The following is a 19,825-nucleotide window of genomic DNA, read 5'->3' on the forward strand; positions in this document are numbered from 1 at the left end:
TGCGTGTTCGTGACTTGGGTACGTTGCGGAGGGAATGGCTGTGGGCTCCAGCCGCTGTTAAAGATTTGTTCCCTGAATGGGATGGATGAGGAGGTAGGAACAAATCTTTAAAGGCGGACGCTACCGCTCTTCCTCCCACAGCCATTCCCTCTCTTTAGCTACAATCGCTCGAACATTAAGCTCAAACGGACAGCCACTAGTCGTCTGGTTCCTGAGCGAAAGGGAGAATGACTATAAGGAAAATCTGGACTTCCGTTTAGATTCCATGATTCACATATTTCAATACCACATAACTACTTTACCACTTTAAAGCTGCGATTCACCAATCAGCTTCAGACTTCTGCCAAAAACTTATACTTTATAAGTTCATTAAAAAACAGAGCCTTACACGACATACCGTGTTGACTCTGTTTTATTATCTTTATTTCACTGCTTGATCAGTTTGAGAACCTCGCCAACTGGAAGCTCAAGCGTATCGGCTATTTCTGCTGGCGAAAATCCTTTACCAAGAAATTTGCGAATAATTTCTTCCCTACCTTTCTCGATGCCCTGCTCTATTCCTTTCTCTATTCCTTTCTCGATTCCCTGTTCTATGCCCTTCTCGATCCCTTGTTCAATTCCTCGCTCGATCCCCTCTTCGTATCCCCAACGCTTCCAAGCAGGCATCAATTCCATAATCGCTTCCCCTTCCTCTGGATATAGTTCACTTAGCTCAAGCAGGATGGCTTCATCCTGCTCTTTATCAGGCTGGAAATATATATCGGCCACGGACATGATCAGCGCTAAACGCGCATCGTCCAGCTTCTTTTTTATTCGTAAAATCATCCGTAAGTATGCAGCACGAACGTCCCTTGCTTCTTTTTTAGTATAACCCATTTTCGCCAGCAATGCAGCAGCTACCGGATTGTCCGATTCCATAAATCGCCGCCAATCTTGCTTTCTCAGCTCTACCTTCAAAAATTGAAATCGCAAAATATCATGCTCAGGAATCGCCATGAGCAGCGTGTCTGGTTCTTCCCTAATTTGATCAGACGTAAATATAGCTATTGGAATAATCAGCTTGTGCTCTTTACGATGTCGCTCGAATAGCCGACTAAAGTAAATAAACATTCGTTCGTGAAAAAGCTTCTTCTTATAGGACTGCGGTTCAAAGTGTATAAGTACGTATGCATCCAAAACAGTGTACTTGGTCTCCAGCAGCAAATCCAAATGCTTGGCCTCTTCCCCGACGATGTCCACAAGCTGTTCCTGCATGAGCAGCCTCGTATGACTGTGATCCAGCAGCCGGTCCAATTCCGGAAAAAATAACGCGATAAATTCAGCGAAAAATGTTTGCAGCAGCTTCTTAAATGCCTCGTCATGCGGTAAGGGAGTTTTTTTAATTTTTCGGTCTATTCCTTGCCCCGCTTTTTTGATCTGCATCTGTTCTCCATTGTTGGCTCCTTTGTAAGCCATCAGATCATTCCACCCTTCAACTCTCTTTTCATAATTGAATAAAAAAAACACCCCAAGCGCCTTAATGATAAGGCGTTCAAAGTGTTCTTCACTCTGTAACAGCTATTACAATTGCCGATTTGCTCTTTACTTGTTGTATTACTGCTTGATCAGCTTAAGAACCTCGCCTACTGGAAGCTCAAGCGTATCGGCTATTTCTGCTGGCGAAAATCCTTTATTAAGAAATTTGCGAATAATTTCTTCCTTACCTTTCTCGATGCCCTGCTCTATGCCTTGTTCGATGCCCTTCTCGATCCCTTGTTCAATTCCGCGCTCAATTCCCTCTTCGTATCCCCAACGCTTCCATGCTGGCATCAATTCCATAATCGCTTCCCCTTCCTCTGGATATAGTTCGCTTAACTCAAGTAAGATCGCTTCATCCTGCTCTCTATCTGGCTGGAAATATATATCGGCCACGGACATAATCAGCGCCAACCGCGCGTCATCCAGCTTTTTTCGTATTCGTAAAATCATCCGTAAGTATGCTAGACGCACCTCTCTTGCTTCCTTTTTAGTATACCCCATTTTCGCCAGCAATGCAGCAGCTACAGGATTGTCTGATTCCATAAAACGCCGCCAATCTTGCTTTCTCAGCTCTACCTTCAAAAATTGAAACCGCAATATATCATGCTCAGGAATAGCCATAAGCAGCGTATCTGGTTCATCCCTAATTTGATCAGACGTAAATATAGCTATGGGAATAATCAGCTTATGCTCTTTACGGTGTCGTTCAAACAAACGGCTGAAGTAAATAAACATTCGTTCGTGAAAAAGCTTCTTTTTATAAGACTGCGGTTCAAAATGTATAAGTACGTACGCATCCAAAACCGTGTACTTGGTCTCCAGCAGCAGATCCAAATGCTTCGCTTCTTCCCCGACGATGTCCACAAGCTGTTCCTGCATAAGCAGCCTCGTATGACTGTGATCCAGCAGCCGGTCCAATTCCGGAAAAAATAACGCAATAAATTCAGCGAAAAATGTTTGCAGCAGCTTCTTAAATGCCTCGTCATGCGGCAGGGGCGCCTTTTTAATTTTTTGGTCTATTCCTTGCCCCTCTTTGTTGCTCTGCATCTGCTCGCCATCGTTGGCTCCTTTGTAAGCCATCAAATCATTCCACCCTTCAACCCTCTTTTCATAATTGAACAAAAAAACACCCCAAGCGCCTTAATGATAAGGCGTTCAAAGTGTTCTTCACTCTGTAAGAGCTATTACAATTGCCGATTTGCTCTTTACTATGTTGTATTTCACTGTTTGATCAGCTTAAGAACCTCGCCTTTTGGAAGCTCAAGTGTATCGGCTATTTCTGCTGGCGAAAATCCCTTATTAAGAAATTTGCGAATAATTTCTTCCTTACCTTTTTCAATGCCCTGCTCTATTCCTTTCACTATGCCTTTCTCTATGCCTTGTTCGATGCCCTTCTCGATCCCTTGTTCAATCCCGCGCTCAATTCCCTCTTCGTATCCCCAACGCTTCCATGCTGGCATCAATTCCATAATTGCTTCCCCCTCCTCTGGATATAGTTCGCTTAACTCAAGTAAGATCGCTTCATCCTGCTCTCTATCTGGCTGGAAATATATATCGGCCACGGACATGATCACCGCTAAACGCGCATCGTCCAGCTTCTTTTTTATTCGTAAAATCATCCGTAAGTATGCAGCACGAACGTCCCTTGCTTCTTTTTTAGTATAACCCATTTTCGCCAGCAATGCAGCAGCTACCGGATTGTCCGATTCAATAAATCGCCGCCAATCTTGCTTTTTCAGCTCTACCTTCAAAAATTGAAATCGCAAAATATCATGCTCAGGAATCGCCATAAGCAGCGTATCTGGCTCATCCCTAATTTGATCAGACGTAAATATAGCTATTGGAATAATCAGCTTGTGCTCTTTACGATGTCGCTCGAATAGCCGACTAAAGTAAATAAACATTCGTTCGTGAAAAAGCCTCTTCTTATAGGACTGCGGTTCAAAATGTATAAGTACGTATGCATCCAAACAGTGTACTTGGTCTCCAGCAGTAAATCCAAATGCTTGGCCTCTTCCCCGACGATATCCACAAGCTGTTCCTGCATAAGCAGCCTCGTATGACTGTGATCCAGTAACCGATCCAATTCCGGAAAAAATAACGCGATAAATTCAGCGAAAAATGTTTGCAGCAGCTTCTTAAATGCCTCGTCATGCGGTAATGGCGCCTTTTTAATTTTCCGGTCTATTCCTTGCCCCTCTTTGTTGCTCTGTTCACCATTGTCGCTTCCATTGTAGGTTCCTTTGTTGGTTCCTTTGTTGGTTCCTTTGTCAGTTCCTTTATTCGTTCCTTTGTCGGCTCCTCTGCTGCCTCCTCTAGTGCCTCCTTTGTTAGTCGTCCCATCCATAATCCCTCCACCCCTCTTTCAATTAGTGAACGCAAAAAAACACACCCCAAGCGCCTCATAATGATTAAAGGCGATCAAAGTGTGCTTCACTCCGTCATTTATATGATGTGATTGTATCGTAAAAACAGATGCAAATCAACCTTTGGCGTAAAAGTAAACAAGCAGAGCGCAGAACACTAGCAGAGGCAGATTCAGGGTTACGATAATCCAGGCTTTTTTCTGCCTGCTCCGCAAGAAAGCAATCCATTGGTCGACCAGAAAAAAGCAGGCCGCGGCCGCGCCGCCAACGATGCCTATTCCGATCAGTCCCAACATCATGCCGAATAAAGCGCCCATCGCGATATGAATCAGGAAGGAAAGAATGACACTGGTAGTTGGCTTCATCTCCCATTTTTGCCCTAATAAATCTGCTAAATAAGAAATACCAATTCCATAAACAAACACAATCGGTATGATGAACATCGCGAAGGTAACGGACCAGCCGCTGAAATGTTCAATGCTGGATGGATCTGCGGACTGTGTTTTCATTGCGTTCAAAGCAAAATACAGGATGAAAAGAATAGATGTAAAGTACGCGCTAAGCAGCTTTCTTGAAAACATTTCCTTCCCCCTCTAGTCTATCAGCTTAATTTCAGGCAGATATTCCAGCATCTGATTTTTAACCTGGTTCCAATGTGGTTCGACCTCAGCACGCTTCTTGGCCTCCAGGCGGTTCAATGGTATGACGCGAAAATTCGCATAATTCTTGTATTGATTGAAGGTCGGAATGAATGTCGGGTTTTCGAGTTCAATGGTCGTGGTTCCGTTGGCTACGGTTTTCACCACTTCCACCTGGCCGATGCCTCCGAGCATTTGCAGCATTTTATTCTGGGCAGACAAAAAGTTCCCGAGCGAGTACATGACCAGTGTCCTGCCTCCCTCGCTCCGCTCCAGCCATTTGAAGGGCTGAAGAACATGTGGATGGTGGCCGATAATAATGTCAACGCCCCAGTCCGCCATCTGCTGCGCCAATTCGGTCTGAGCTGTATTAGGCAATGTTGCATATTCAATCCCCCAATGAGGGGATACCACGACAACATCGGCCAGCTTGCGTGCCTGCTCAATGTCGCTTTTCATCAGCTCAGGCTCCAGGAGGTTGACCAGAAACGTCTGGTCCTCAGGTACAATCATGCCATTCGTTCCGTACGTATAGGCCAAAAAGGCGAACGTGATCCCCTGTTCCATTATAACACGGATCCGGTCACGGTCCTCTTGTGAACGAAATGCACCTGTATAGGGCATGCCGATTTTATCGAGGTAGGCGGTGGCGCTCAGGATGCCTTTTGCCTTTTTGTCCATCGTATGGTTATTCGCCATCGTCACGAGATCAACGCCCACATCGAGCAGTGCATCACTGATCTCATGAGGGCTATTAAACATCGGATACGACGACACACCGAGCTCACTGCCTCCCGCCATCGACTCCTGATTCGCTACCAGGATATCCGGCTGCTCAAGCAAATCCTTCACCTTTTCAAACATAGGCTTGAAATTATACGTTCCATCCGGAAGCTTAGCATCCTCATACACTCTGTTATGCAGCAGAATATCTCCAATTGCCGAAAGCTGTACACGATGTGTAATAGGAGCTGGCGTTGGGGTGGGCGTAGGAGCTAACGTCGGAGTCGGTTCTATGCTTGCTGCCGGGCTCGCTGCCGGGGACTCTACTGGGGGACTAACCGCGTTAGTCGTAGGTTCCGTTTTATTTTCTTTAGGACCTTGTCCGCTGTAGCACCCGGTCAGTATAACTACCAACAGGGTAAAGCAGCATAGGGATGATCTCATGACTCGCAAAATTATTTTCTCCTCAATGTTAGGCTGTTGTCACTATAATCGGCCTGTTTTTAGTAATAATAATGGTATGCTCGTGCTGGGCTACGAAGCTGTCGTCCGGTGTTTCCAGGGTCCAGCCATCGGCTAATTCCACCACATATTCGGTTCCCGTCGATAAAAAAGGTTCTATAGTAAGCACCTGACCCTCCTTGAGCACAGCCCGATTGTGAGGATTATAGTAGGGCAGTATGTCAAAAGGTGGTTCATGCAGGGCTCTGCCTATCCCATGACTGCATAGATTGTTAACAACCTTATAGCCGCCTTTGCGGGCTTCTTCCTGAATGATTTTGCCGATTTCATTGATTTTCACACCAGCTTTCAGCTGCGAGACGACCTTCATCATCGTTTTCATTGTGTATGTGCACAGTTGCGTCAGCTTGGAGCTATAGGGAGGAATTTGAAAAGAATGTCCTGTATCCGCATAGTATCCTTCAAGCTCTGCCGAAACATCAATGTTGATCAGGTCACCGGCTTGAATAACTTTATCCGAAGGGATCCCATGGGCAACCTCATGATTTAAGCTGATGCATGTTGTACCTGGGAAATCATAGGTCAGGAAAGGGGCCGATTTGGCTCCATAATGATCTAAAACCCGCTTCCCTATTGCATCCAGCTCCCTGGTTGTCATTCCCGCACGCACACTTTTTTTCATTTCTTGAACCGCGAGTGCGACAATCCGGCCGATTTTTTTCAGGCCATCCACATCTTTCTGTGATTCAATCGTCATTTGAGTTGACCGCCTCTCCCTTAAAGGTTGTTTCTTCTTTTTTCTTATTCAAAGCACTCATCAGCACCCCGGCAAGCATCACCAGGACCCCTAAGCTGAGAGCAACATCGGCCATATTAAGAATCCCGCGACCGGGTTTAAATTCCAGAAAATCGACCACCCTGCCAAACAAAAAACGGTCAATCGCATTGCCGACAGCACCACCTACCAGCAATCCGGTGCTTATATCCATCAGCTTTCCCCGGAATTCACCCTTCCTTCGATAATACCATATACCCGCAACAAAAATGACAGCAATAATGGCAAAAATTCGAGCATAACCTTGAAATAGGCTGTGAGCCATACCCGTGTTCTCATAATAGGTAAAATGAAGCATTGAATTAACTATGAAGGATTCGCCAACTTCCATATGAGATCGAACCCATTGTTTGGACACTTGATCTATCACAGTGACTAAGAAAGCGGTGAAATAAAAAAGCATGGTTGTGTGTCCCCTCTTGGTCGCTAAGATTAGAATATCACTCTGATATTATACCTTATTTCCCCTGCGTATCCCATTGCCGTCTATTCACGGATTTCCTCACGCAGCGGTTGAGCGCAGATTGGAATTTGGCTCGGAGAAACAGTGAGCCTTTGAGCTTGAAAGGTGCCCTCATAGCCGAATATTTGACCAAGCAGCCGATTGCGCACATCCACAGATATATAATATTGCTGTCTGACGTCATCATACCATTCGCACACATCAGCGGTGCCTGAAAGCATTAATGGAAACCGGAACTGCAGCCAATTCTCGTAAAAACGCTGCTCGCCCGAGCGGATCCGAATGCCGCCATTATTAGCTGCCGAGACCTCGATATCGACAGCCAGATGCTGGTGATTCCCCAAATAATCGACGATCGTGCCTCTCTTCTCACTATAAATCATCGTCGCGTCAAAGCGGCGGATTCGATTAGGAAAGCGAAAGGTCCGGTTCCAGGTCACCACTTCCCGTCCATAGGTATCCTGGTATGTATAATTCTCCACTTCAAACGGAACATTCCTACCAGTCTGCGGGAACATTAAATTGCGGCGGCTTCCCAAATGCAGAAATGGAAAGGCGCAGCATCTATTCATCCATATCCGGCTCATAACGCCGCGGCCGATTGAGGCTTCTTGTCTGGTACTGTGAAGTGAAAAGCGCTCCTGAATTTTGGGGTGCAGCTTTGTAAAATCACTGCCAAGTGCTTGTTCATAAATTGAAGGCATCCTTTGTCCCCTCCTTCTTTTTGCCTGGCGTATTAGAAACTGCTCGCGGCTCCCTCATTACACACCTAGAAGCCATAGGCACGTAGGGATGCAGCACCCAGTTGACCAAACAGCAGGCAGCCACGGCCAGATTGAACGTTAGCGGATTAAATGGAGCCTTGAGCAAGATTGGAACACCAACAAGGGCAGATACTCCTAAAACAACAAGCATAACAGTCATAATTCCATACAACCAGCGATAACGTTGGCCAAAGAGCAGCACAAGTCCCATAAGGATTTCGGCTGTTCCAGCTACTCGCAGCGCTGCCTTTTCCTGACCGGGAAAAAGCCCCAACAGCTCCAAAACCTGCTGCTCACCCGCTTCCGGATACAGCCATTTGGGAACAAGTCCATGCCAAATCCATATAAATACAAGGACTGCAAGTATGCTAGTGTATATTAGGCTCAGCTTGGTACTGATTCTCGGGGAAAGCTCCCTCTCCAGCCACAACCGCAGGCAATCAAAGCTCCACGCAGTTGCCCATGTAATCAAAGGCCGGAATAGCAAACGGTCCAGCCAGGCACCCACCAGTCCCCATCGGGTCTTGTAGTCGTAGCGGGTAAGAAACTTCGTCAGGGCCTGATCTTCTTGCGGTGCAGGAGAAACACACGGAACACATGGGACATACGGGACATACTTCCAGTAGCCCCCTCCTGTTCGAATAAGCGACATCCGCTCCTCAGAGCTAAAAGCCAGCGCCGACAACCGCGCGCCATCGTTTTCCTCTACACTAGCCCTCGTCTGCCCGGTCCCGGATATGGAAATTCCAAAGCCGATTCGCGTCTCATAATGGAATTGCTGAGGCTCTTGTTGTGACTTTCTAGGCAAGTATGTAATGTGAGTAAACCTAAGATCCCACTGTTCATGTTTTTCAGGTGTTTGTGTATGATTCCATATCTTATCTATATCCGCCGCGATAACGCATTCCACATAAACTGGTTTCCTCTTAGCCGACAACATGCAGTTTCCCTCCCATGCAACAACGAGCTAAACCTCTTCTAGCAGCCAGTATATCGAAAAAAGTAACCTCTGATAAGGTCCAACTTTATTAGTACCTGAATTCATGGACGCTTGGTCACTTGGGGATCTTGGGAGCTGGGGGACTGGGGGACTGGGGAGACCTGAGAACCTAGGAACCGGGGGGGGGCCAATATTGTCAAGCTAAGCCGGCCAAATGTGAGAGGTTTTTCTACTACATTTAGCCGCTTCGGCGCCTGCCTACAGGCCTTTTCGTTTTATTTTATCGACCGCCTCTTTGCCACTCTTGACACCTAGCTTTTTCAGAAGCCGATTAATTTGATTTTTCAATGTGCTCTCTGATTTATACAATTTCTGTTCCATCTGGGAGCGCGTATAGCCATCTCCGATTAAAGAAACAATTTCCTTCTCCGCAGGCGTAAGTTGCTGCAGTTGCTCCTCCTCTTTCAGGCGGGCAAACTCCTTGAGCAAAACCTCCATCGGATAGGCATGATGAAATGCATTGCGGATCGCGTAGGGCAGCTCCATGTAATTGCTTTTCAGCAAATAGCCAACAGCGCCGGCTGTAAAAGCTTTCTTGATCGTCTCTTCGTCCTGCAGGGATGTCAGCATGATCAGCTTAGCTTGGGGCCTCAGCCTCGCAATCTCCAAGGCCGTATAAATGCCGTCAATATGCTTGGGCGAGAGCTGGATATCCAGCAGCGCCACATCGAAATCCGTGGTCTCAGCTAGTGCCACCGCTTCTTCCGGATTTGAGGCCGAGCCTACGAGCACCATGTCAGTCTCCCGCTTCAGAAACTCAGCTATAGCCAGTACCCAGTCCGGGTCATCTTCGACCATGATGATCTTAATAAGGGGTGGATTGGTCATGATTCGTGTCCTCCTCCAGGGCATGCCCGTAAGTAGTTAAGATAAGAAAAGTAAGCTAGAGCTCTCCCGCGGCCATTTGCAGCACAGTATACTTTGTATGCAAGGCATCCTCTCTCTTAACCCCCAACTCTTTTCCGACGCGCAAATTCCAGCTCTACTGTCGTACCTCTCCCGAATGTGCTGTCTATATGCAGCTTGCCGCCCGATAATTCCATAACCAGCCTGCAGTAGGATAAACCAAGGCCGTAATTACGGCTGTGGTTGCGAGTCGAGAAAAAAGGCCGGGTCACGTTCTTTAACACTTCAGCAGGTATTCCTTCTCCATTATCCGTAATGGCTAGTACTATGCGCCCTCGTCTATCCATACGGCTGCTGATTTCCATACGCCCGCCATCAGGCGTCGCCTCGACTGAATTTTCTATAATATTGCCAATGACTTCACGCATATGCGTTGGGTCCATAATAATCACAAGCTCCCGTGGGATCTCAGAGATAATTTCAAAATGCCGGGATTGGATCGCAGCGTCCATCCGCTTCAAGCTTCCCTCCACAACCTCTGCCAGCCGCACCGGCTCTTCCTGCAAGATGATTTCTCTTGTATGCGTATGAATGCGCTCCGCCATCGCTTCCAAATGTCCGGCGGAACGAGCAATGATATCCAGCGGTCCCTGGTACTCGGCAGAATCAGGCAGCCGCTGCTGCAGGTTGTGTGTGGAGATCGAAATTTTGCCAATTTCATTTTTGATCGAATGATTGAACACTGCCGTACCTGAGCGAATCAGCTTCCAGGCCGCGTCAAGCGGCTCATGCTCCAACCGCAGCCGAACCCCCAGAACACCGGTAAAAAAAGACAGCGCGATGCCAGCAATAAGTGAATAAGTAACAAAGACAGAAACATAGCTAAAAAAATCAAATTGCGGATTAAGCACCCTTGCAACCAAAATAAATCCGATAATAGCAGCAAGGGTTGGCACCATAATAATTAAGGTGATTCTGTGGTGTCTGCGGGCATAAGCATCCTTTTCACGCCAGTATCCGTACAGAAGCAGCACACAAGAAGCAGCATAATAGGGTCCGGCCCAGACCAGCAGCAGCACAGGATCAAGCTCCCACCCATAATCCGAAAACGGCACCGTCACCATCATACCAACCACCGGAAGCAGAAGAAGAAAGCCAAGTCTCCTTGTCCATTCAGTGCGGGTCAGATGTACATACATCAAGGAAAACATAAGAACACCATAAGGCGTCATCGTCTGATTTATGAAATTCAAGGCATAATATAAAACGGTCAAAGCAGGACGGATCTGCCCACCCGTATATATCGAAATTTCTCTAAGCCAATAAGCAAGCCCACCCAGACTGGCAAAAAGTAAAAATAACGCAGCCCAACGTATGGTCACGCTTCTCGGATTGTTAAACCCTAAAATTGCAGCAGTGACGGACAGAGCCAAGAAATAGAGCAGCACAGGATGACCGCCTTTCGTTTGTAATTCCTTCTATAGGTTCGTCTCTAATTTCTTCTATGATTCCTTCTAAATTCAATTATACTCTTCATTGACGCCTACAGTAAGTAAAAAGCCTTGCGGCATTATTTGTGGTGCTTGTTCGTAATGTTAAGATTCGGGGAGGGAATGACTGTAGGCTCCATCCGCTGTTCCACCCACAGCCATTCCTCTTCTCAACTTGTACGAACACAAAGCTCAAACGGACAGCCAGCAAAGGTTTTTCTCTTGATTGGAGGAGATTTCCCCGCGCGCAGAGACGCCGGGGAGGAAGAGCGCCCGCCGTTCCGCGCCATTGCCAGCAGTTGAGCAGGATCTGCTACTTTAACGATGTTTTTCATCGTTAAAAACACCAGGTCGTCTCCACAACCTTCTTTAACGATGAAAAATATCGTTAAAGTCCCTTTTTACCACCCAGAGAGGCCATATGTCCTCTTTTAACGATGAAAATCATCATTAAAGTGACGGATTGATCTGGAACACTTGTTTTAACTATGAAAAACATCGTTAAGTGGAGTACACGCTCATTGGACTGCCAATAAAGGTTGCTTTCTGAGAGAAAGGGATAGTGACGATAGGGAAATCTGCGCTTCCTTTCTGATCCCCTAGGTGGATTCAGAAACTTAAACTTCCTTTTATGATAAAAAAAAGACCGCCCTATCGCATAGGAGCAGTCTATCTTCATTAAACAAGCTTTACCTCTACGTTATGATTGATAATCTCTTGAACTTCCTCGGCGTTTGCTTTTTGATCTGTGATTAACGTATCAATGCTTTCAATTTGATCGATATAGACGAAGCTCGTTCTGCCGATTTTGGAGTAGTCTGCGACGACGATCTTTTTGTTCACTCTAGCCATCATCTGCTTGTTGACCTCGACTTCCAAATGATGATAAGTAGTCACGCCGCTTTCCGGTGAAAAGCCATCTACGGCAAGAATCAGCTTGTCTGCTTTATACCGGTTTAGCTGATGGATCGTATCGTCTCCGTACGTAAATTGATATTGGGCATCAAAATAGCCACCTAGCAGAATCACTTTCATATTGTTGTATAAACTGACCTCCTGTGCTATAGACACTGAGTTGGTCACAATCATAAGATTTTTGACATGGGCCAGTTCCCTTACTGTAAATAAAGTTGTCGTGCCGGAATTCATCATCACTGTATCCCCGTCGGAAATCATGGCGGCAGCGGCAGCAGCAATCTTTCGCTTCTCTTCCGTATTCGTTATGGCCCTGTCTTTCAATGACATATTATAGTAAGACTTGTTCGTACTGATGGCACCACCATGCGTGCGTTCCAAGAATCCCTTATTCTCTAGTTCGGATAGGTCATTTCTGATCGTAACCTCGGATATGCCAAACATTTTACTTAGCTCGAGCACCTTTACTTTCGTCTTTTGAGTCACTAATTCAATAATTTTTTCTCTGCGCTCTTCAACACCTAATTCTTCCATTTTCATCTCCGCCTTTTCTAAATATCCATAATATTCTTTAATCTCCGTAATTCCTTTAATTACCTTAATTACCGTATAATTCACATCTTAATACACTTCCGCAGAAAGACCTCCATCAACAAATAAATGGCTGCCAGAAATAAATGACGCATCCTCAGAAGCAAGGAAACCCAGGGTCGTGGCCACTTCTTTGGGCTCAGCAATGCGCCGCAGCGGATAATGACGGTATACCTGTGCTTTCGCTTCCTCCGGATCGGGCTGGAAATCAAAAAACTGCTTGACCAGCGGTGTATTCACATCACCAGGACAGACACAATTCACCCGAATTCCATAGGGTCCGTAAGCAACAGCCAATGACTTGGTAAGAGCAATAACAGCCCCTTTCGTTGCCCCGTAGATGCCAAGATCGGGATCACCGACAAGTCCCAGTACGGAGCTGACCGAAAGCACTACTCCGGCTTTTTGTTTCATCATAACAGGAAGCGTGTACTTACAGCCAAAAAATACGCCCTTCATATTCACGCTTATAATTTGGTCAAACTGCGCTTCCGTAAACTCGTGCAAGGGTCCCATAATCTGGACTGCTGCATTATTAACCAAAACGTCCAATGTCCCGAAGCTCGATATCGTATCCGCTACTGCCTGCTTCATTGCCGCTTCGTTCCCTACATCTGCTGTGACAGCCAAGCCTGTACCGCCCTTTTGCCGGATCTCGTCCACCACATCCTCAGAACTTTCACGGTTAACGTCAAGAACAACTACCCTAGCTCCCCGCTCGGCGAAAAGCAAGGCGGTTGCTCTTCCAATGCCTGATCCCGCCCCTGTAATAAGCGCAGTTTTTCCTACTAAACCGTTATTCATACCGTTATGTCTCCATTCATTATCGTTTATCATTCATTTATATTTCGTTTTACTTACGTTTATTACTCTATATGATTTTCGTTTTATTGTCAAAAGGTTTTTTAATACATTATGCAGGAAATTAATTGGAGCAAAAGAGACCCGCTCACCTAGCCAGATCCCTTTTGTCGAAAAATGTATCTAATTCATACTCAATCTGTTTCCCACAGGAAGCTGTAGGGAACTTCCACGCTTAATCTTCAAGCTTGTAAATCGCTATATCATCGAGATACAGCTTCTCACCCAAAAGAAAGTCTTTAAGAACCAAGGTTAAATTCAAGTTGTGTGGTTCTACTCCAAGATAGTCGGGTTGAATCTCGAATTCATATTCGTACTTGACCCACTGGCCATTTTGCGCTGTGGATAGTGGCGTTACGTCTGAAACGATTGTAGTAAGATTCGTTCCTCCTACTTGATTCGTAACACTACCCCACAATTGAAGCGTACCTGCTGTTACAGAACCTTCAGGCACATAATAGTAAAGAACGGCTTTGTACACACCCGCTGTTACAGTAACATCCTGGACCAAGCCTGCATGCGATGGCGAACCTGCTGAAAAGCTGTAGCTGCCTGAGCGCTTGATTTCGTTTGTTCGTTTGCCAGGATCAGCGGGATCGGAGCCCCAGTACCACCAATTCGGCGTTATGCTTAAATCCACCGCATTCCCTGATTCAAATGATCCATTCAGGATATAATTTGTTGGGCCGCTGCCCGCAATAACAAAAGGCAATGATTCGATGGCGGCTCCACCATCATACGATACATGATACACCACGCTTTGCGCTTCTGAAGAAGCGGGTATTACGGGAACCGTTAATTCAGCTGTATGCGTCACCGCATTCCACACTATGGCCGTTGGCGTGACCGCTACCATTGCCTCACCGTTGATTTGCTGTTGAATATTGAATTTGTTCATATCTGCTTCCTGCAACAGCGTATCATCGAATGCAACGGTAAGGGTTCCAGACTCTGCTTGCACGGAATAATCCAGCAGCTTGTAAATCATGATATCATCGATATACAGCTTCTCTCCCGTCTCGAAATCGCGAAGCACGAAAGTCACATTGAGATTATGCGGCTCTACGCCAAGATAATTTGGCTGAATGTCGAATTGATATTCATATTTGACCCACTGGCCGTTCTGCGCTGAGGAGACTTGGGTTGCACCCGATGCGAACGTAGCAAGGGTTGCGCCACCCGCCTGATTCATAACCGAACCAAACATCTGCAGCGTGCCGGCCGTCGCTGTGCCTTCCGGTACAAAGTAGTACAGCACCGTTTTGTAAGTTCCTCCCGTCACAGCTACATTCTGAACCAGACCTGCATGCGACGGGCTTCCGGCATCGAAGCTGTAGCTGCCTGAACGCTTGATCTCAGCAGTCCGCTTACCTGGTGCCCCAGGATTGGACCCCCAGTACCACCACTCCGGCAGTATACTCATATCCACTGCATCCCCGGATTCAAATGATGAATTGTGGACACGATTATCGATTCCACCTTCCGCTGCAATAACAAAAGGCACAGAGTCGACTACATCACCATTATCATAGGAAAGGGTGTACAGGACGGTTTGTTGCTCCGATGAGACCGGTATGGCGGGAACCGTTAATGAAGCGGTATGCGTTACCGGATCCCAATCTATGGCCGTTGGCGTGACCGCTGCAGGCGCCTGAACATTAATTAGCCGCTGAACAGTGAATTTATTGATGTCCGGAGTCTGTGAGAACGTACCCTTGAATACAACATCAAGCTTGCCTGGCTCTGCCTGCACCGAATAATCAGGCTGCTTATACAATCCGATATCATCGATGTACAGCTTCTCTCCCGACTCAAAGTCGCGAAGGACAATCGTGAAATTCAAGTTATGAGGCTGTACGCCTTGATACTCAGGCTCAATATGGAATTCGTACTCAAACTTCACCCATTGACCGTTCTGCGCAGAGGATACCGGGGTTTCATCGGAAACCAACGTGGCGAGCGCCGGCCCTCCGGCTTGTTCATTAACCGTTCCCCATAGTTGGATATATCCGTCCGTCTCCACGCCTTGCGGTACATAATAATACAGCTGGAACTTGTAGGTGCCTTCGGTTACGGATACGTTCTGAACAAGCCCTGCATGAGTTGGACTTCCAGCATCAAAGCTGTAGCTGCCTGAGCGTTTCACGTTCGTTGACCGTTTACCGGGAGCTGCAGGATTAGCCCCCCAATACCACCAGTTGGAGCTCAGCTCCTCCGTTTCCCCTATTTCAAAGGAAGGATCCTGAACCGCATTATCGGGTTCTACCAAATGAATAGGCTTAAAGCTTTCCGGCTTCCAGGGAAAACCGCCTCCCCAGCCCAAAAACCAGGTCTGACCGTGATAATTGCGCAGGAAGAAGGCCTTAAGGTCCGGCGTCTTATTCGGATCTACACCAATACCGGCAAACGGAATCACCTGAACCGTGTTCCAGCGGTCATTCTTCATCACGGAGCGCGTTTCCCATACCTCGCCCGGATTTGGAGCAGGTCCCCCTGTTCCAATCTTCTGATAGCTGAATTTAATATCCTTGGGATTGGAGAAAAAGCCTTTGAATCCTACATCTGGATCAGCCGACACATACGTTTCCACGGAATCATCCGCACCGCTGCTCCACCAATTGCTGGTTAAGGAATTACTGACAACCACTCCATTCATATTGCTGTCCATATTTTCATAGCCAACATAGAGGTTTACATCATCCCAGAGCAGATACACTTTCGTCTGATCCGGCACATCAATTCGGGTGCCCATAACCATAAAGTCGCTGAAAGGCTCCGCTTCCGTCCAAGGTCCTTCATTGAAATCTAATGATTGTAAAATGCGGGCTTTACTTGCCGTCGTCTTGATGACGTTCGCTGAGAAATTCGTATTATTAATCGTATTTAAAAAATCGCTCAAGCCTTCACTGACCACTGTATCTTCAGGGTGCGAGGTCAAATAGCTTTGCAGGGCGGTTATAAGAGCGGTTTGTATGCCATCCCAGGTCCCGCCATTTTTCGGAGGCGCTAGTGGAATATCCAGAATAGGGTCACCCGCGAACTGGGTCGGTAAGACAAACCTTTTCTTTACCATCTCAAAGCTGACTTCAATATCATTTAACATCACAAGTGCTTCAGTATGATTCGTTGGTGCTGCAACAGCGCTCGTTCGCGGATAACTAAGTGCAGAAGCCTCATAGAATTCAAAGGCCTGAAGGAGCTTTTCAGCCCTCGCGATTTGCTTGCTTGTTTGCGCTTTGATCACTACCTGCTCCAGCAGACGCCGGCTCTCCGTGATGTCTTCCTTCGTTACAGCTTCTAAATAATCAGGTTGATCAAACCTCATGAAATTGCTTCTAGGGTCAGATTCCTTCCACCGTTCATACCATTCTGATTCAAAAATACGCACACTCCAGAAATTTTCCCACAAATCATAATAAGCCTTTAAATCTGCAGCTGCAGCTGTGCCTACTGCACTCGTATACCAATCGTTCAGCAAAACATCAACGTCCTGATCAGCATTCCATTGCAGCTTCGTTGAAACCCATGGCTTGGGTCCTTCACCAAAGTTGGGAAACAGCTCGGCTACATGACCAATCACGCCGTGATCCTGTGCATACTGGTAGTTCTCTGCCATCTTATCCATGTATACACGTGGCACGTTGTACGGAGACCCGTATAAATATTCATACCATCCCAGATTTGTAGCTGCATCCTCCCATGCTTCCATAAGCTCTGTTCCATCATAACCAAGATCCGGGTCTATCCAGGACATACGATCATCTGTAATATAAGGAACCACCTGCGGATGCAGCACTACCGTCGTCGGAGGCTCATACATATGCCAGTAAGCTAGCAATCCGAAGTATTTATCTTTATAAAGCGGATTCGCCACGACACCCTCTACGATCTTGTTGACCCATGGATAATACACATCAGACATATTCAGAGAGCCGTTTGCATTCAGTTTACCACCTGCCAGCAATTTGTCGGCTGCGCAGTAATTTTCACTATCATTAATGCCTAATGAATAGGAGTTTATGTCAGGATTCGCGGCAAAATAATCTTGAATCCGCTGGATGGCGACTGCCGCAGTTGTGTCGTTAAAGCAAGGCTGCCATTCGTACAGATGTGTGGGCAGCACACCATCCACATAATATTCGGGATGAGTGCTCAGAACCGGATCTTCTGGATCAAACAACACGGCCAGATTATGATGAAATTGAATATTATCATGGATGCCATTGCGCCGTCCCCATTCGGCATTGGATGGCGTCATCAGATAAAAGAAGGAACGGGATATCGCTGCTGGCTCGTCACGGATCATGTCACGTGAAATGTCTATCGAAGCATACTGGGGCACATCCTCGCCATCCGGACCCGGCATCAGCCAGCGTATCCCAAAATAATGCTCCAAAAACTTGTTGACGCCAAATTCAGTGCCCCACTCGCTAGGCCCAACAATGGAAATCGTGTTCTCGTAAGGCAAAATCACGAATCCATCTCCATTCAAGCCTTCCAGTGCTCCTGCAACTGCAGATTGAGCTCCGGGATCATACGATCCCACATAAATGCGCACATCATCGTCATACTGACTACCAGACGTAGCAAGCTCCGATGTAGTTAAAATCGGCAGCACTGCGCCTGTGGATTTCTCGACATACTCAGCTAATGTATCTCCTGCTTGAGTAACCCTTGCAGCTGCATTTGGCTCGATGACAATAACAGCCTTACCTTGCCCGTTCTCCACAATACTCAAGTCAGTTGATGGAGTAGGTGTTGGGCTCGGAGTCACGCTTGGACCAGGAGTCTCACTCGGACTTGGAGTCTCGCTCGGACTTGGAGTCTCACTCGGACCCGGTGTCTCGCTCGGACTCGGAGTCTCACTCGGACCCGGAGTCTCACTCGGACTCGGGCTTGGCGTGCTGCCACCCATATTCCCGCCATAGCTGTACGAAGTTGTCCCGGACGACGGAGCGCCGGCTCCAGCTTTCTTAAGCGGTTGCTTCTCAAAAGTTGAGGCTTTGGCTTTCTCTGCCAGGGTCACGCTTTCAATCGTGCCCTTTCCGAGCGCTTTAATGGCCGCATCCAGAATGAGTAAAATAATATCTGTATCATCCCCAGCATTAAGAGTTACGTCAGTGGCCTGTTCGTGCACATGCAGCCGTTTAACCGTTCCCTGCGGTATTTCCAACTTGAAGCTTTTCGCCAGTACATTCACAGTTTCAAAGCTGCCTCTGAGCTCTACTGTTGCATCTGCTGGCAAACTCTCGCTTAGCCACACTTCAGTAAAGCCTTGGCTTGTCAAATCCGCAGTTTCAAGGATCGCTGAAGATTCAACCGTAAGCTTAACTATCGTTGTGGAGCCTTCGACAATGACCCTGACTGTTCCACTTTGCTTATCTACAATCACGGTCGCGAGCACAGAATCACGGAAATGGACGCTGTTCTTACCGCCACCATTCACTGTCGTTACTCCCTGAACGGTCACATTGTTCAAGGTAACATCGCCTTCGCCAATACCTTCCGCCAGCAGCAGATTACCTGTAATCGTCATGTTCTGCAGCGTAACACCAGTGGTGTTAACCACAACATCTCTACTTACAATTTCTTTCCCTGCTGCAGGTCCGTAAATGCCCGCTTTCTCATATGTCCTCGGCGTTAAAGCACGAGCCAGCGAGACTACAGTTTCAGCACGTGTGATGAGTGTGGATGGCCGAAAGCTAAGGTCTTCGTAGCCACCCATAATTTGCTCGGCAGCAACTACTGCAACGGAGGATTGACCCCATTTGGAAATTTGCTTGTAATCACTGAAGATAGCATCCAGACTGTTGTCAGCCATATCGTTCTGCTTCAACAAACGGGCAATGATGACTGCCGCTTCCAGCCTGTTAATTTGCTGCTTTGTACCGATCGTACCGTCCGGATAGCCTTCCACATAGCCAGCCTTCACCGCCTTGGCAATGTCTTCGTACTCCCAATCGGAAGCCTGCAGATCAGTGAAGCTGACTGGCGATTGCTCCTTAAAAGCAAAGGAACGATTCACCAAGGCAATAAATTCGCCTCTTGTTATCGGCTTGTCGGGTTTAAACGTACCGTCCGAATACCCTTGTATCCGTCCCGAATTCAACCACTCCATCACCTGTTTTTCAGCCCAGTGACCGTTCACATCAGAAAGTGTGGAAGACGGAGAAATAAGATCAGTTGGTTCACCTGATGTAGCTGAAACATTCTCAGCAGCATCCGTCCGAACATTTTCCGACGCAAATACATGTTGAAAGGATGTAAGCAGTAAGCATAAGCTCATCAGCACAGCGATACACTTCCGGTTATATTTTCTTGTATTCACCTTGCACCTCCAAATAAATTGTTAT

16 protein-coding genes are annotated in these 19,825 nt (G+C 46.9%); all 16 read right to left on the reverse strand.

The genetic code is table 11. The features are described 5' to 3' along the window. Positions 1-426: 426 nt before the first annotated feature. Positions 427-1,455: an Rpn family recombination-promoting nuclease/putative transposase gene (locus J2Z66_RS09225; RefSeq protein WP_209971094.1), complete on the reverse strand. Its 1,029-nt coding sequence runs from the start codon at positions 1,453-1,455 to the stop codon at positions 427-429. A 138-nt stretch (positions 1,456-1,593) separates the two neighbouring features. After that, the gene (locus J2Z66_RS09230; protein WP_209971095.1) at positions 1,594-2,598 is read right to left on the reverse strand and encodes an Rpn family recombination-promoting nuclease/putative transposase; all 1,005 of its coding nucleotides are present in this window, start codon (positions 2,596-2,598) and stop codon (positions 1,594-1,596) included. Between the two features lie 140 nt (positions 2,599-2,738). Beyond that, positions 2,739-3,422: an RpnC/YadD family protein gene (locus tag J2Z66_RS09235; RefSeq protein WP_209971096.1), complete on the reverse strand. Its 684-nt coding sequence runs from the start codon at positions 3,420-3,422 to the stop codon at positions 2,739-2,741. After that, positions 3,368-3,865, reverse strand: coding sequence for an RpnC/YadD family protein (locus tag J2Z66_RS09240; protein WP_209971097.1), 498 nt, complete (start codon positions 3,863-3,865; stop codon positions 3,368-3,370). Before J2Z66_RS09240 ends, J2Z66_RS09235 begins: the two co-directional genes overlap by 55 nt. Positions 3,866-4,000: 135 nt before the next feature. Next, positions 4,001-4,465 carry a hypothetical protein gene (locus tag J2Z66_RS09245; protein WP_209971098.1) on the reverse strand — a complete coding sequence of 155 codons (465 nt, stop codon included), beginning with the start codon at positions 4,463-4,465 and terminating at the stop codon, positions 4,001-4,003. A 12-nt stretch (positions 4,466-4,477) separates the two neighbouring features. Then, complete coding sequence (locus J2Z66_RS09250) at positions 4,478-5,689, reverse strand: CapA family protein (RefSeq protein WP_245375412.1); 1,212 nt, start codon at positions 5,687-5,689, stop codon at positions 4,478-4,480. A gap of 28 nt (positions 5,690-5,717) precedes the next feature. Next, on the reverse strand, positions 5,718-6,464 hold the full coding sequence (gene map / locus J2Z66_RS09255; RefSeq protein ID WP_209971100.1) for a type I methionyl aminopeptidase: 747 nt from the start codon (positions 6,462-6,464) through the stop codon (positions 5,718-5,720). Next, on the reverse strand, positions 6,454-6,945 hold the full coding sequence (lspA, locus tag J2Z66_RS09260) for a signal peptidase II (protein WP_209971101.1): 492 nt from the start codon (positions 6,943-6,945) through the stop codon (positions 6,454-6,456). Before lspA ends, map begins: the two co-directional genes overlap by 11 nt. 83 nt (positions 6,946-7,028) lie before the next feature. Next, positions 7,029-7,709 (reverse strand): DUF4166 domain-containing protein, encoded by a 681-nt coding sequence (locus tag J2Z66_RS09265; RefSeq protein ID WP_209971102.1) that lies wholly within the window; start codon positions 7,707-7,709, stop codon positions 7,029-7,031. Beyond that, a complete protein-coding gene (locus J2Z66_RS09270) occupies positions 7,693-8,709 on the reverse strand; it encodes a DoxX-like family protein (protein ID WP_209971103.1) in 1,017 nt (338 codons plus the stop codon). The genes J2Z66_RS09265 and J2Z66_RS09270 overlap by 17 nt, the downstream gene beginning before the upstream one ends. 258 nt (positions 8,710-8,967) lie before the next feature. Next, on the reverse strand, positions 8,968-9,597 hold the full coding sequence (locus J2Z66_RS09275; RefSeq protein ID WP_209971104.1) for a response regulator: 630 nt from the start codon (positions 9,595-9,597) through the stop codon (positions 8,968-8,970). A gap of 116 nt (positions 9,598-9,713) precedes the next feature. Beyond that, positions 9,714-11,063, reverse strand: a complete 1,350-nt coding sequence (locus J2Z66_RS09280) for a sensor histidine kinase (RefSeq protein WP_209971105.1) — start codon at positions 11,061-11,063, stop codon at positions 9,714-9,716. Positions 11,064-11,275: 212 nt separating this feature from the next. After that, on the reverse strand, positions 11,276-11,440 hold the full coding sequence (locus J2Z66_RS09285; RefSeq protein WP_209971106.1) for a hypothetical protein: 165 nt from the start codon (positions 11,438-11,440) through the stop codon (positions 11,276-11,278). A 343-nt stretch (positions 11,441-11,783) separates the two neighbouring features. Next, the gene (locus J2Z66_RS09290; protein WP_209971107.1) at positions 11,784-12,638 is read right to left on the reverse strand and encodes a DeoR/GlpR family DNA-binding transcription regulator; all 855 of its coding nucleotides are present in this window, start codon (positions 12,636-12,638) and stop codon (positions 11,784-11,786) included. Between the two features lie 3 nt (positions 12,639-12,641). Continuing rightward, a complete protein-coding gene (locus J2Z66_RS09295) occupies positions 12,642-13,415 on the reverse strand; it encodes an SDR family NAD(P)-dependent oxidoreductase (protein ID WP_209971108.1) in 774 nt (257 codons plus the stop codon). A gap of 232 nt (positions 13,416-13,647) precedes the next feature. Next, on the reverse strand, positions 13,648-19,800 hold the full coding sequence (locus J2Z66_RS09300; protein WP_209971109.1) for a DUF4838 domain-containing protein: 6,153 nt from the start codon (positions 19,798-19,800) through the stop codon (positions 13,648-13,650). Positions 19,801-19,825: the final 25 nt, after the last annotated feature.

It is taken from the genome of Paenibacillus eucommiae (assembly GCF_017874215.1).
Classification (GTDB): Bacteria; Bacillota; Bacilli; order Paenibacillales; family NBRC-103111; genus Paenibacillus_AI; species Paenibacillus_AI eucommiae.

Excerpts from the sequence above, each read along its gene's own strand:
- J2Z66_RS09250 (WP_245375412.1), bottom strand. The coding sequence starts at position 5,689 with ATGAGATCATCCCTATGCTGCTTTACCCTGTTGGTAGTTATACTGACC.
- J2Z66_RS09295 (WP_209971108.1), bottom strand. The coding sequence starts at position 13,415 with ATGAATAACGGTTTAGTAGGAAAAACTGCGCTTATTACAGGGGCGGGA.
- J2Z66_RS09225 (WP_209971094.1), bottom strand. The coding sequence starts at position 1,455 with ATGGCTTACAAAGGAGCCAACAATGGAGAACAGATGCAGATCAAAAAA.
- J2Z66_RS09265 (WP_209971102.1), bottom strand. The coding sequence starts at position 7,709 with ATGCCTTCAATTTATGAACAAGCACTTGGCAGTGATTTTACAAAGCTG.
- J2Z66_RS09285 (WP_209971106.1), bottom strand. The coding sequence starts at position 11,440 with ATGAAAAACATCGTTAAAGTAGCAGATCCTGCTCAACTGCTGGCAATG.
- lspA (WP_209971101.1), bottom strand. The coding sequence starts at position 6,945 with ATGCTTTTTTATTTCACCGCTTTCTTAGTCACTGTGATAGATCAAGTG.
- J2Z66_RS09235 (WP_209971096.1), bottom strand. The coding sequence starts at position 3,422 with ATGTTTATTTACTTTAGTCGGCTATTCGAGCGACATCGTAAAGAGCAC.
- map (WP_209971100.1), bottom strand. The coding sequence starts at position 6,464 with ATGACGATTGAATCACAGAAAGATGTGGATGGCCTGAAAAAAATCGGC.
- J2Z66_RS09230 (WP_209971095.1), bottom strand. The coding sequence starts at position 2,598 with ATGGCTTACAAAGGAGCCAACGATGGCGAGCAGATGCAGAGCAACAAA.
- J2Z66_RS09275 (WP_209971104.1), bottom strand. The coding sequence starts at position 9,597 with ATGACCAATCCACCCCTTATTAAGATCATCATGGTCGAAGATGACCCG.
- J2Z66_RS09240 (WP_209971097.1), bottom strand. The coding sequence starts at position 3,865 with ATGGATGGGACGACTAACAAAGGAGGCACTAGAGGAGGCAGCAGAGGA.
- J2Z66_RS09270 (WP_209971103.1), bottom strand. The coding sequence starts at position 8,709 with ATGTTGTCGGCTAAGAGGAAACCAGTTTATGTGGAATGCGTTATCGCG.
- J2Z66_RS09245 (WP_209971098.1), bottom strand. The coding sequence starts at position 4,465 with ATGTTTTCAAGAAAGCTGCTTAGCGCGTACTTTACATCTATTCTTTTC.